The organism is Limnospira platensis NIES-39 (genome assembly GCF_026000695.1).
Lineage (GTDB): Bacteria > Cyanobacteriota > Cyanobacteriia > Cyanobacteriales > Microcoleaceae > Limnospira > Limnospira platensis.
In genome coordinates this window covers 3,429,281-3,443,512 of the sequence record NZ_AP026945.1, presented here as the reverse complement: position 1 = coordinate 3,443,512, position 14,232 = coordinate 3,429,281, and the positions used below count along the sequence as shown (strand labels likewise).

10 protein-coding genes are annotated in these 14,232 nt (G+C 43.1%); 4 read left to right on the top strand and 6 right to left on the bottom strand.

What is annotated here, in order from left to right; translation table 11 throughout:
• Window positions 1-8: 8 nt before the first annotated feature.
• A complete protein-coding gene (locus tag N39L_RS16805; protein WP_006619365.1) occupies window positions 9-1,196 on the bottom strand; it encodes an AAA family ATPase in 1,188 nt (395 codons plus the stop codon).
• A gap of 432 nt (window positions 1,197-1,628) precedes the next feature.
• On the opposite strand from N39L_RS16805, the gene N39L_RS16800 reads away from it, so the two are divergent.
• Window positions 1,629-4,166 (top strand): glycogen/starch/alpha-glucan phosphorylase, encoded by a 2,538-nt coding sequence (locus tag N39L_RS16800; protein WP_006619366.1) that lies wholly within the window; start codon window positions 1,629-1,631, stop codon window positions 4,164-4,166.
• Window positions 4,167-4,431: 265 nt separating this feature from the next.
• Window positions 4,432-5,856 carry a decarboxylating NADP(+)-dependent phosphogluconate dehydrogenase gene (gnd, locus tag N39L_RS16795; RefSeq protein WP_006619367.1) on the top strand — a complete coding sequence of 475 codons (1,425 nt, stop codon included), beginning with the start codon at window positions 4,432-4,434 and terminating at the stop codon, window positions 5,854-5,856.
• A gap of 78 nt (window positions 5,857-5,934) precedes the next feature.
• Here gnd and N39L_RS16790 read toward each other — a convergent pair whose 3' ends face one another.
• Together N39L_RS16790 and N39L_RS16785 are read right to left on the bottom strand one after the other, a co-directional pair.
• Entirely contained in the window at window positions 5,935-7,074 is a 1,140-nt protein-coding gene (locus tag N39L_RS16790) for a Rid family detoxifying hydrolase (RefSeq protein WP_014275796.1), read from the bottom strand.
• Between the two features lie 105 nt (window positions 7,075-7,179).
• Complete coding sequence (locus N39L_RS16785) at window positions 7,180-8,319, bottom strand: Rid family detoxifying hydrolase (RefSeq protein WP_014275795.1); 1,140 nt, start codon at window positions 8,317-8,319, stop codon at window positions 7,180-7,182.
• Between the two features lie 608 nt (window positions 8,320-8,927).
• On the opposite strand from N39L_RS16785, the gene N39L_RS16780 reads away from it, so the two are divergent.
• Together N39L_RS16780 and recJ are read left to right on the top strand one after the other, a co-directional pair.
• On the top strand, window positions 8,928-9,707 hold the full coding sequence (locus tag N39L_RS16780) for a photosystem II electron transport protein, Sll1252 family (RefSeq protein ID WP_014275793.1): 780 nt from the start codon (window positions 8,928-8,930) through the stop codon (window positions 9,705-9,707).
• Window positions 9,708-9,721: 14 nt separating this feature from the next.
• A complete protein-coding gene (recJ, locus tag N39L_RS16775; protein WP_014275792.1) occupies window positions 9,722-12,091 on the top strand; it encodes a single-stranded-DNA-specific exonuclease RecJ in 2,370 nt (789 codons plus the stop codon).
• Here the strand turns inward: recJ and N39L_RS16770 are convergent.
• The 3 genes from N39L_RS16770 to N39L_RS16760 all read right to left on the bottom strand — a co-directional run bounded on the left by N39L_RS16770 (window position 12,088) and on the right by N39L_RS16760 (window position 14,224).
• Window positions 12,088-12,777, bottom strand: coding sequence for a Uma2 family endonuclease (locus N39L_RS16770; protein WP_014275791.1), 690 nt, complete (start codon window positions 12,775-12,777; stop codon window positions 12,088-12,090). The genes recJ and N39L_RS16770 overlap by 4 nt on opposite strands.
• A 74-nt stretch (window positions 12,778-12,851) precedes the next feature.
• Window positions 12,852-13,544, bottom strand: a complete 693-nt coding sequence (locus N39L_RS16765; RefSeq protein ID WP_014275790.1) for a Uma2 family endonuclease — start codon at window positions 13,542-13,544, stop codon at window positions 12,852-12,854.
• Window positions 13,545-13,612: 68 nt separating this feature from the next.
• Window positions 13,613-14,224 carry a hypothetical protein gene (locus N39L_RS16760; protein WP_006619307.1) on the bottom strand — a complete coding sequence of 204 codons (612 nt, stop codon included), beginning with the start codon at window positions 14,222-14,224 and terminating at the stop codon, window positions 13,613-13,615.
• Window positions 14,225-14,232 lie beyond the last annotated feature (8 nt).

Here is a 14,232-nt window from a genome sequence, read left to right as displayed (position 1 = left end):
TTAAAAAATCACAGATTTATTAGAGGATTTCCCACGTCAAAAAAATCTTCCATCCAGAGAGAACCAAGTAAGGCACCTTGATTAATAAACTCTTTAACTCCCTGCATATCTGCGGTTCTTTTGGCTTGAGTAAAACCTTGATTATCTCGATACAGTACCCATAACTCTTCTGGCTTTAAACTATTCACAAAAAACGGAGAATGGGTAGTTACCATTAATTGAGTATTAGCAGAAGCTGTCCGGCATTCTTCAGCCAGTTGTGGCAATAAAACCGGATGTAAGTGATTTTCTGGTTCTTCAATGCCGACTAATTGAGGAGGTTTTGGGTCATATAATACAGTTAAATATGCCAATAGTTTTAAAGTGCCGTCCGAAGCAAATTTGGCGAGAATTGGATTAGAAAAAGGAGCGTCTTTTATTTGTAATAACAAACGACCATCTGGCATAATTGATGCTGCCACTTTTTCTAAGCGAGGAATTCGGGAAGATAAAGTTTTTAAGATTGCCTCTAAACGTTGGGGATGTTGTTCTTTTAAATATTGGATAACATTAGGTAAATTATTCCCGGTGGCGGATAATCTTTCTTGGGTTCCCGCTTCGGGAATGCTGCGGGTATTGTCGGCGGTTAAATAGGATAAATACCATCCGGTAATGAACCGCCTTAAAGCACTAACCCGGGGATGTTTGGCAAATTGTCCCAAGGTATTAACTGCTAATAATTCCGGTGAGTCAAGTTGTTCCGTGATTCTTTCGTCTTGTTCGTCTGGCATTTCCCCACTAATGACTTGTCCTTCCCCCTTTTTAAAGTCCAAAAAACGGAAGGGTTTACCTTGTCCTCCTCGTCGCCAATGCAGCCATTCTTCGGCAATCAAAGGGCGATTATTTTCTTCATTGATGGCGAGATGATAGGTAATTAAAGGAGAGGCGGAGGTTTCTCGATATTTTAATTCAATCACAATGCAGCCTTGACTATCTCGGGTGCGGAGTTCTCGAAATCTACCCCGTCTATCCCAGGCTTTGCTGAGGCTTTCTGTGAAGCATTCAGATAGAAAGGCAAACACATCAAAAATTGTGGATTTGCCACTGCCGTTAGGACCTAAAAATACGGTGAGGGGAGTAATTTTTTTTAATTCGAGATTTTGTAAGGCGCGGTAATTTCTAACTTTGAGATATTCGATTTTGGGAATTGTACTCATAATTTGGCGGATCAGATATACTGCTAACTATAGCGGTGGGTCGGGGGAATCGGCAATCTATAATAGTTGGGAATAGTTTGTCAGGGTTTCCAGATAGTGTGATGGATGGGACTGTCCACTCAAGGGTTCCGATGGTGGATTGATTAACTTTGGGGGATGTCTGGGGCTGTCTGGGGGGTTTCCAGAAGGTTTTTGGTTATGACTATGAATTATTGCCGAGTTGATCCATACTTAATCTACATCCCTGAAGACAACCAGCTTTGGGCTTCAGTAAAATCAAACATAGTCGCCATAGGGCATTGGGAGACTCTAAACGGACGCAGAGCGAGGGTAAGACTACTTCGGTAGCACATTGCTGTGAAGCGTCAAGGAATCCTCGCTCCTTCAGGACGAGGAGGTATGTCAACAAGAGAGACAGGAAAAGGAGAATTTATGACGCAGCCTCTTATCCCTATCGATCAATGTCCGATTCAGATTGAGGACGATCGCACAGGTACTAATGTGGAAACTCTAAAACGGGCTTTTGCAGATAACCTGTTTTATCTTCAAGGTAAGTATGAGTCCCTGGCTACTCAGGATGACTTTTATATGGCTTTGGCTTACACTTTGCGCGATCGCCTCCTGAATCGTTGGCTAAAGACCATGAAAACTTACATGGAGAAAGATGTTAAGGTAGTTTACTACCTCTCCGCTGAGTTTCTCATGGGTCGCCACATGGGTAATAGCCTGATTAACCTGCATCTTTATGATCGGGTACGTCAAGCCGTCGAAGAGTCTGGGTTAGATTTGGATGAAATTCTCGAACATGAACCCGACCCCGGCTTGGGTAATGGGGGTTTGGGACGGTTAGCCGCTTGCTTCGTCGATTCCTTGGCTACCCTGGAAATTCCGGCCGTGGGTTATGGTATTCGCTACGAATTTGGGATTTTTACCCAGGCGATCCGCGATGGATGGCAAGCAGAAGTCCCTGATAAATGGTTGCGCTTTGGTAATCCTTGGGAAATTGCCCACCCTGACCAAGCCGTTGAGGTCAAATTAGGCGGCCATACGGAAATGTACCATAATGAAAAAGGCGAGTATAAGGTTCGCTGGATTCCCGCTAACCGAGTAGTAGGGATTCCCTATGATACTCCCGTTCCCGGTTATGATACTAATACCGTTAATCCCCTGCGTCTGTGGCGGGCTGAGGCTTCTGATGATTTCAATTTTGATGCCTTTAATGCTGGCAACTATGATGGGGCGGTCGCTGAAAAAATGCGATCGGAAACTATCTCTAAGGTGTTATATCCCAATGATAACACCCCCCAAGGTAAGCAATTGCGACTAGAACAACAGTTTTTCTTTGTTTCTTGTTCCCTACAGGATATTATCCGCACTCACCTACTGCGACATCCTAGCTTACATAATCTTCATGATACCGCCGCTATCCAACTTAATGATACTCACCCGGCAGTAGCGATCGCTGAAATGATGCGATTGTTAATGGATGAACATGAGATGGATTGGAATACCGCTTGGCGGGTTACTCAAAAAACCTTCTCCTATACCAACCATACTTTACTCCCAGAAGCCTTGGAAAAATGGTCTGTGGGTTTGTTTGAATATCTGCTTCCCCGCCACCTGGAGATTATTTATGAAATTAATCGCCGCTTCTTGGAAGACGTTAAACGTTGGTATCCTGGTGATGATAATTTGATCAGTCGTCTTTCTCTGATTGATGAGTCCGGGGAAAAATATGTCCGTATGGCGAATTTGGCTTGTGTCGGTAGTCATGCTGTTAATGGCGTGGCCGCACTACATACCGAACTCCTGAAACAAGACACTCTCCGGGATTTCTATAAGTTGTGGCCAGGAAAGTTCATTAATAAGACTAATGGTGTCACTCCCCGACGCTGGATTTTGATGTGTAATCCTAAACTGGCTGAACTTTACAACTCCAAAATCGGTGAGGGTTGGTTAAAAGACCTTAGTCAACTAAAGCAGTTGGAAAAATATGTTGATGACCCAGATTTCTGTCAGCAGTGGCGAGAAGTTAAGCTACACAATAAGCGACAGTTAGCACAATATATCTGGGAACATAATGGCATCGAAGTTGACCCCCATTCGATGTTTGATATCCAGGTAAAACGGATTCATGAGTACAAGCGTCAGCATTTGAATGTGCTGCATATTATCAGCCTGTATAATCGGATTAAGCAGAATCCTGACCAGCATATTGTACCCTGTACTTTTATCTTTGGTGGTAAGGCTGCCCCTGGTTATTTTATGGCGAAGTTGATTATCAAGCTAACTAATTCGGTGGCTGATATCATTAACCATGATCCTGATGTTCGAGGTCGCTTAAAGGTAGTTTTCCTCAACAATTTTAATGTTTCTTTGGGTCAGCGTATCTATCCGGCGGCGGATTTGTCAGAACAAGTTTCTACCGCTGGAAAAGAAGCCTCTGGAACCGGAAACATGAAGTTTGCTATGAATGGGGCGATGACTATTGGCACCTTGGATGGTGCTAATATTGAAATCCGCGAAGAAGCTGGGGCGGAAAATTTCTTCCTGTTTGGTTTGACTGCACAGGAAGTTGCTGATACTAAGGCTAAGGGTTATAATCCCTGGGATTATTATAGCAGTAATCCGTCCCTGAAAGCGGTAATCGATCGCATTGCTGATGGCTATTTCTCCCACGGCGATAAAGAGTTATTTAAGCCTTTGCTTGATTCTCTCATGTACCATGATCAGTATATGCTTTTTGCTGATTATCAGGCTTATGTGGACTGCCAGAAACAGGTCGCTAAAACTTACAGTGATCAGGATAAGTGGACTCGGATGTCTATTTTGAATGCTCTGCGGATGGCTAAGTTTTCGAGCGATCGCACTATTCGAGAGTATTGTAATGAAATCTGGAATGTGCGCTCTGTACCTATTGAAATGGAAGAGTACAGTCAAGAAAATGCCGGTTTGAATCTCGGTAAATAACTTGATTCTCGTTGGTTTTTGGGGCGGCTACAAGTCGCCCTTTTTTCATTCACAGAGTTTTTAACTAGACAATACCTAACTATCGCCGCCTTAAATTATGTCCCACTGCTGAAAGTCCATATAACTCCCCGGGTTGCATTCTTGTCTGTGCAGTCGCTGGGAGAATTAGCACCAGAGTTTTAAAAAAAAGCGATCGCCTTCGTCTGCTATAAAAATTAACGATACAGTCTAAAGTACAGATCAGCCAACCATTATACGGAAGTTTATGTCAGAGCAAAAATTTGGTGTCATTGGTCTAGCGGTCATGGGTGAAAACCTAGCCCTGAATGTTGAACGCAATGGCTTTCCTGTCGCCGTTTACAACCGCACCAGTGCCAAAACTGATGAGTTTATGCAAAAACGGGCCCCCGGCAAAAATGTCAAACCCGCCTACACCCTCGAAGAATTTGTCGCGTCCCTCGAACGTCCCCGCCGTATCCTCGTCATGGTCAAGGCGGGTAAACCTGTCGATGCCGTCATTAACCAATTGAAACCCCTCCTCGATCACGATGATATGATTATCGATGGGGGAAATTCTCTCTATGAGGACACTGAGAGGCGCACCAAGGAACTCGAAGCTACTGGTTTAGGGTTTATGGGTATGGGTGTCAGCGGCGGCGAGGAAGGCGCGCTATGGGGCCCTAGTTTAATGCCCGGAGGAACTCAGAATTCCTATCAAGCCCTTGAACCTATTTTAACTAAAATTGCCGCTCAAGTTGATGATGGCCCCTGTGTCACTTATATTGGCGCTGGCGGCGCGGGTCACTATGTCAAAATGGTTCACAATGGCATTGAATATGGCGATATGCAGCTTATTGCAGAAGCCTATGACCTCCTGCGTAATGTCATTGGCTTGAATGAACAACAGCTTTATGAGGTCTTTGCTGAGTGGAACACTACCGATGAGTTAAACTCTTTTCTGATTGAAATTACCGCCGATATTTTTAAGCAAAAAGACCCCGAAACCGGCAAGCCTCTCGTTGACTTGGTTTTGGACTCGGCTGGACAAAAAGGAACCGGACGCTGGACTGTCGTTAGTGCTTTGGAGTTGGGCGTTTCTATTCCTACCATTACTGCTGCTGTTAATAGCCGGATTATTTCTTCCTATAAGGATGAACGGGTGGCAGCTTCTCAGGAATTGCCGGGACCTAGTGCTAATTTTGATGGTGATGTTACCTCTTTCATCAATAAAGTTCGTGATGCTTTATACTGCTCCAAAATCTGCTCTTATGCTCAGGGTATGGCGCTTATGGGTAAGGCTTCTCAGGAGTTTAATTATAATCTGAATTTGGGCGAAATTGCCCGCATTTGGAAGGGAGGCTGCATTATTCGGGCGGGATTTTTGAATAAAATTAAGCAGGCTTATGACCAAAATCCTCAATTGCCTAATTTGCTACTTGCGCCGGAGTTTAAGCACACTATTCTTGACCGTCAGTCGGCTTGGCGAGAAGTTCTCGTAACTGCAAATACTATGGGTATTCCTGTGCCGGCTTTTAGTGCTTCTTTGGATTATTTTGATAGTTATCGCCGCGTGAGTTTACCTCAAAATTTAACTCAAGCACAACGAGACTATTTTGGCGCTCATACTTATGAGCGTATCGATAAACCCAGGGGTCAGTTTTTCCATACTGAATGGGCTAATGTTGATTAATTATCAGGTTTAGTCCCTTGGTGATTAACTGAGTTTTCCCTCACCCAAAACCCCCCACCTCTGGGGGGCTGCTTTATGCTATAAGGTGGCTATACATTCTATTTGGACTCGTGCATTTTCCGGGAGTTGCGACACGGCTACACAGGTGCAAATTGGCATATTTCCATCGGTAAAATAGCTAGAGTAAACGCTATTCATGCGATCGCTTTCCTGCAAGTCTACCATAAAAATCGTCGTTTTCATCACCTTAGACCAACCTACTCCCGCCGCCGTTAAAATCGCGCCAATATTATCCATCACTCGCCGCGTCTGGTCGGTAATTTCGTCATCGCATAACATAATATTTAGGCGGGGGGCTATGGCTATTTGACCAGCAATATATATACAGTCATTAATGATAACGGCTTGGTGAGGACTATTAGGAGATTTCGGCGCGTTTTCTGTATTAATAAATTCTGCCTTAGTCGAGTTTCTCCCAGACTCCCCCACTTCCATAATCAAATCATCATCGAGGTCATAAACTTCACCGTCTGGCATAATTGCGCCAATGATTTGAGCTTCTTGATAGTTAGTTAGGTACAAATTTGCATCAGTTAAATTGGCTCCGACAAAACTCGCATTTTTAACTTTGGCTTTCATTAGATTAGCTGTTTTGATGTTAGCTTGCTTGAAATTAGCCCCCTCTAAACAAGTCTCTCTCAAGATGGCTTCCTCTAGGTTTGCCATTTTAAAATTACATTTTTTGCAGTTAGCTGCAGCCAAGTTTATGCGGAATCCATAAATGCCAGAAAAATTACATCCTTCTAAATCCAAATACGACCAATTTATGGAAAACATTTTACTACCAGAAAAATTAACATTTTTGATTATAGCTTTAGCCATGTTAATATCATCAAATCGACTAGATTCCTCGAATTGAGCCCCGGTTAAATCTGCCCCAGAAAAATCTATGGTTTGCAAATCAGACTTGATAAAACAGGCGTTAGTTAAGTTGGCATTAACAAATTGTACGGATTGGAAAGTTGACCCACTAAAGTTACAATTCTTGAGATTAGCATGATCAAAGGTCATCTCTTGAAAGTCAGAGTTGCTTAAATCAGCACCTTCTAAGTTAATCTCACTCAAATTACATCCTTTCCAAGTAGTATAAGATAAATCGACTCCGGGGAAGTCGCGTTCACCTAGTTTGTATCTGTCAAACAATTTTTGTGCTTCCATTTTCAGTTAGTCCTGGTAGATGTCGTTTTGACCATATCACAGAGTAGATATCTGCTGGGTATGGCACTATAAATTATATCTGATTGTCCGCCAATGGTGCATTTTTTAGGTGCTGGCTATACATTTGATTTGTACTCGTGCATTTTCGGGGAGTTTCGACACGGCTACACAGGTGCAAATTGGCATATTTCCATCGGTGAAATACCCAGAGTAAACGCTATTCATGCGATCGCTTTCCTGCAAGTCTATCATAAAGATGGTAGTTGTCACCACCTGAGACCAACCTACTCCCGCCGCCGTTAAAATTGCCCCAATATTATCCATCACTCGCCGCGTCTGGTCGGTAATTTCGTCATCGCATAACATAATATTTAGGCGGGGGTCTATGGCTATTTGACCAGCAATATATATACAGTCATTAATTATAACAGCTTGGTGAGGACTATTAGGAGATTTCGGCGCGTTTTCTGTATTAATAAATACTGCCTTAGTCGATTTTACCCCGGACTCCTCTACTTCCACAATCGAATAATCATCAGGGTCGTCAACTTCACCGTCTGGCATAATTGCGCCAATTATTTCAGCGTCTTGATAGTTAGACGCATAAACATAAGCATCAGTTAAATTAGCTCCAATAAAACTAGCATTTTTAACTTTGGCTTTCATCAGATTAGCTTTTTTGAGGTTGGCTTGCTTTAAATTAGCACCCTCTAAACAAGTTTTTTTCAAGATGGCTTCCTCTAGTTTTGCATTTTTAAAATTACAGTTTGTGCAGTTAGACCCAGCCAAGTTGATGCGGTATCCATCAACCCGAGAAAAATTACACCCTTCTAAATCTAAATACGACCAATTTTCCCCAGACATTTTAATGCCAGAAAAATTGACATTTTTGAGAATAGCTTTATCTCTTTTAATATCACTAAATCGACGAGATGCCTGGAATTGAGCCCCGGTTAAATCTGCCCCAGAAAAATTGATGGTGTTCAAATCAGACTTGATACAACAGGCATTAGTTAAGTCTGCATTAACAAATTTTACGGATTGGAAAGTTGATTCACTAAAGTTACAATTCTTGAGATTAGCCTGATTAAAGGTCATATTTTTAAAGCTAGAGTTGCTTAAATCAGCACCTTCTAAGTTAATATCACTAAAATCATGTCCTTGCCAAGTAGTATAAGATAAATCGACTCCGGGGAAGTCACGTTCACCTAGTTTGTATCTGTCAACCAATTCTTGTGGTGTCATTTTCAGTTAGTCCTGGTAGATGTCGTTTTGACCATATCACAGAGTAGATATCTGCTGGGTATGGCACTATAAATTATATCTGATTGTCCGCCAATGGTGCATTTTTTAGGTGCTGGCTATATATTGGATTTGTAACCGTGCATTTTGGGTTGGGTGTAACCACGGATGTTATAGCGTTTCTCATGTCCATAAGGTAGAGCCCTCACCCCAAACCCCTCTCCCAAGGGGAGAGGGGCTTTGAAAAGTACCTTACTAATCCGGGAAACGCTATATACTATTTTAAACCACCTTGCGCCCCAGAGATTAATCATCATCAAAAATGCCGAATTTTTTGGGTGTTTTTAAGGGTTGGTTGTTCACGGCAATTAATGCTGGTGGAAAATTACAATATTATCGAGGTGATGCACCCTAAAGTTGTGGCTGTTGGTGATGTGATTTGGCGATATTTAAAGAATCATAACTCACCCTAGACCCCCCCTAGGACTACTACATGACAAAATAACTAGCCAGCAAGATATTTGCCGATCCAGAAAAGAAAATGTGACGATCGCCCAAAACCTGTTAAAATTGAAAATGACTAATTGCATCAACCTACAATCGAAAAACTGATGCTGCCAAGGCAAGAACTACTTAACGGTATTGAAAATCGAGATTGTATCGCCAGAATTATCGACCTGGCGGAACAAGCATTGAAAACCTGGGAAATTACACAGACTGAGTTTCTCTCACCCCCAGAAATCGCAGAAGCACAAGGAATTTTTCAGCGACTGACAGAGGTACAAGCCTTCTCCTGGGGGGGCTATCCGCAAGCAGAACGTCAGCGAATGGCGATCGCCCGATCAGAACTCCCCCTCGACTCAAGCCATGTAGAAATCGCAGCGATCGACATTTCCGGGAACTTTTTATTTGACACGGCTACCCACCGAGACTTTCTGGGTTCCTTATTAGGTACGGGAATTGTGCGAGAAAAAACCGGAGATATAATAGTATTAGGAGAACGCGGCGGTCAGGCTATTGTGATTCCTGAATTGGTCGAATATCTGGAGATGAACCTAACCCAAGTGCGGACGGTTCCCGTCAAGGTTCAACCGATTGATTTAAGCGAGTTGAAAGTCCGAGAACCCAAGAAAAAAGCCATGACTACCGTTGAGGCTTCCTTGCGTTTAGATGCGATCGCTTCTGCCGGATTTGGGATGTCTCGCAGTAAAATGGTGACGCTAATTGATGGGGGTGATGTCCGAGTTAATTGGAAAGAGGTTAAACAAGCCAGCATTGCTATTAAAACCGGAGATTTAATCGCTATTCGCGGGAAAGGTAGACTCGAAGTTGGGGAGGTTTCTGTGACCAAAAAACAGCGCTATCGAGTCGAATTAACTAGATATAATTAACAGATAATTAACCTATGTGGAAGGTTCAACCATCCCCAAACATCCCTCATTGGATGATTCCAGAAATCCAGCGACATCACCCTAATATTTCGGGAAAATACTTGTGTCAACTATTACTGTGTCGGGGAATTTCGACGCGGGAACAGTTGACTAGATTTCTGGAAATTGACAGCTATCAACCCGCTAGTCCGGGAGAATTTGGGGCGGAAATGCAAGAGGCGATCGCCCGATTAACTCTCGCTTATCAGAAATGTATCAGCCACAATAACCCTGAAAAAATCGTGATTTGGGGAGACTTTGACGCAGACGGTATCACCGCGACCGCCGTTTTGTGGGAAGGGTTGCGACAGTTTTTTGGGTCCTCTGTTTCCTACACTATTCCTAACCGTTTGACCGACTCCCACGGACTAAACCAACGGACAATTGAAACCTTGGCGGCGCAAGGTTGTAGTCTGATTATTACCTGCGATACCGGAAGCACAAATTTAGCCGAATTACAACTAGCGCAAAATTTGGGTATTGATGTCATTATCACAGACCACCATACCTTACCACCCACACGACCCCCCGTCCTGGCGATTATTAATCCTCGCAATTTACCGACTGACCATCCCCTTTATCATCTCTCAGGAGTAGCGATCGCTTATAAGTTAATAGAAGCATTATATATGGCTTTACCAGGCGTTTCTCAACAGCCTTTAGAGAATTTACTAGATTTGGTGGCTATTGGTTTAATTGCGGATTTGGTTGAACTTAGCGGAGACTGTCGCTATTTAGCTAAACGAGGGATTCAACAACTCCAAAAACAACTAGATCAACCCACCCGTCCGGGAGTTGCGGAATTGCTGAAATTGTGTCAAAAAAATGGCGATCGCCCTACCGATATATCCTTTGGTATCGGTCCGAGAATTAATGCAGTTAGTCGCATTTATGGGGACGTTAGTTGTGTCGTGGAATTACTCACCACCCCCGACCCCCAAAGGGCGAAACAATTAGCCATCAATACCGAAATAGCTAACCTTCGCCGCCGAGAGTTGCAGAAAAATCTCGCCTATGAGGTGCGGGAAAAGTTGCAAAGAATCGACTTATCTACTACTTATGCGATCGTCCTGAGTGACCCTCAATGGTCTGTGGGAGTATTAGGATTAGTCGCCGGTCAAATCGCCCAAGAATATAGCCGTCCTACTATTTTACTGACTACCGAAGGCGGCACAGAAACCGGACTGGCGAGGGGTTCGGCGCGTTCAATCAATCAAATTGACCTCTATGATTTAGTATATAATCAACGGCATCTATTGCATAATTTTGGGGGTCATCCTTTCGCCGCTGGCTTGAGTTTACCCATTGAGAATATCCCCATATTTACACAAGCCATAGACCGAGAACTCCGACAACGTATGGGGGGAATATTACTCTCTCAATCTCCTATTATAGTCGATTTGGTTTGTACTGTGGCAGAATTGGGTTCTCATTTATTCAAAGAGTTAAAATTGTTGGAACCCTGCGGAATGGGAAATCCGGTTCCCAAGTTGTTAATTAAGAATTGCTGGTTTGATAATGTTTGGAATGAAAATCCTTATGATTTACGGGGTAAAAAAGTTCAGTATATTAGGACTACCTATCACCTATTTGATGATTCTACGGAATTAGGTTTTCCGGGGGTTTGGTGGGGTCACTATAAAGAGGAATTACCCCCTGGTCGATATGATGCGATCGTCGAGTTGGATTTTAATGCTCATAAAAGATGCTACGAGGTGCGACTATTGGCTGTGCGTCCTGCTTTATCAGAAACGGAAATTAACCCCCCCTTAATTGCTGTTGATATAGCGGATTTTCGGAATCATCCCCCTGGAGAAAGTACAGTTTTAGATGATGATAATCAGCCGATTAGTTGGGAAAGTAATTATTTGGTGGTGAGTGATTGTCCGGGGAGTTGGGAGGAATTAACAGGCTGGTTTGCTGAGGCTGTCAAGGCTGGTAAAAAATTGGCGATCGCCTATTCTCCACCCCCCAGGATATCCCCCCAAGAAGTTTGGCAAAAACTCACCCAAATCGCGGATAATTTAAGCCATAATCATCAAGGAATTAGTCCCCAGGACTTATTAGAAAAATTAGCCATTGGGGATATAGCTTTAACTAGGGGTTTGCATTGTCTAAAATCCCTAGGCTACCAGATAGAATTAGCTGAGGATACCCCATCAAATAAACTGTTATATATTAGCTCTCAGACCACTGGTAAAATCGCGGATATATCTGAATCTGACCAGGATTTTGGCTCCTTACTAGACATATTTTTTGCCACCATTGAAGAAGAACAATTTACCCGGCAATATTTCTGTGAAGTTCCCCTAGAAACCATTGATGGTATGTGTAGAATCAGTTAACTGGGCATAAATCTTGCCACAAATTCCTGATATTCTGGGGTAGCTATTCCCTCCTGTAACTTAGCTAAAACCTGTGCCATATTACCCGATAATAGCGCATTGACATCTAACCATAAACCTGGGAAAAATTGACTTTTCAGACAACCCGACTCATCTATCTGTTGTAGCTGATAGCGTCCTTCAAAGAGTACATACCAGCGAAATTCTGACCCATCAACTAGCCAGACTAAATATTCCCTTACACCATTACGGCGATAGGCGTGTAGCTTATCGTGGAGGTCTTTTGAGGCGCTACTGGCTGCAATTTCTACAATCAATTCTGGCGGTCCTTCTATATAATCATCCTCACTAATGCGCGACTGTCCCCCCGCCGCCTCTTCCATACGCAATAAAGCGTCTGGTTGCGGTTCATTATCCATGTCTAGGCGAACACTTGCGTTATCCGCCACTTGAGTCTCTGGTGTAGAAGCTGCATAAACTTGTAACCAAGTGATGATTTTGGCGTGAGGGTCGGCGTGTTGTCGGACTCTAACAGGGGATGTCATATAAACGACTCCTTCCACTAATTCAGCCTTTTTTATATCCGGTAGCAAACTATAGCGACGCTCAAATTCTACCATCGATAAGCGATCGCCATTTTCCAAAGTTGGGAGAATTGTTTGAGAAACTGATGGAGTATAATTCATAACATCACCTAACCATTAAAGTCTATTATTTATTATAGCTATCCGCGATCGCCTTTCCAGCCACTTCCGCCATGTTAGGGATTGATTGACAATCTTTGTACAAATTCCTGATATTCTGGGGTAGCTATTCCCTCCTGTAACTTAGCTAAAACCTGTGCCATATTACCCGATAATAGCGCATTGACATCTAACCATAAACCTGGGAAAAATTGACTTTTCAGACAACCCGACTCATCTATCTGTTGTAGCTGATAGCGTCCTTCAAAGAGTACATACCAGCGAAATTCTGACCCATCAACCAGCCAGACTAAATATTCCCTTACACCATTACGGCGATAGGCGTGTAGCTTATCGTGGAGGTCTTTTGAGGCGCTACTGGCTGCAATTTCTACAATCAATTCTGGCGGTCCTTCTATATAATCATCCTCACTAATGCGCGACTGTCCCCCCGCCGCCTCTTCCATACGCAATAAAGCGTCTGGTTGGGGTTCATTATCCATGTCTAGGCGAACACTGGTGTTGTCACAAACCATAATGTTAGGTGTAAAACTGCGGTAGAAAACCAGCCAACCAATAACATCACTATGAGGTTTTCCGTGTTGTCGGACTCTAACAGGGGATGTCATATAAACGACTCCTTCCACTAATTCAGCCTTTTTTATATCCGGTAGCAAACTATAGCGGCGCTCAAATTCTACCATCGATAAGCGATCGCCATTTTCCAAAGTTGGGAGAATTGTTTGAGAAACTGATGGAGTATAATTCATAACATCACCTAACCATTAAAGTCTATTATTTATTATAGCTATCATAGCCCGATACCGCTGATCATGAATTAGCAAATAGGTAATTTACCCGATCGCACAGCGTGTATATATTCACTACCAGAATCCGGCCATCCACGCCGATCCGAGGCTTCTCCTGGCTGTCCCCAACCCAATTGTAACAACATCTCCAAGAAATGGGATTTTTCCCACTTCCAAACACAAGCCCACTCTGTCCTTTGGGCGATCGCATCTATATCATAACCCTTTATTTGGCGGTGATTTTTCCCCCCATTAAGACTCAAATATAAATCCATATTTTCCGTCACCCGATACCAGAAATCAATCAACCTATCCTTAGCCTGTTTGAGAATTTCCAAATCTTCAGGTAAAGCAATTAGTTGTTCTCCAATCATCGGATAATCTAGGATAATTTCTGCCACTTGTATCTGTCGCCACACAATCCCAGACACCTGATTTTCCCGTTGATATTCATGAACCGCCGCCTTAAAATCTTGATAGGCGGTAAACTTCTGAATAGCATCAGGTTTCAAAAAGTGATCAATCACCGGATTTCCCACCCCAGGAGTCGCCTTTAAATTCAGGCGTTTACCATTTAGACAAGCCTTTTTCTCATCTTGTAAAATGCGTAGCAGTTCCTGTGTAGTATAAACTTTGGACATGGAAACTA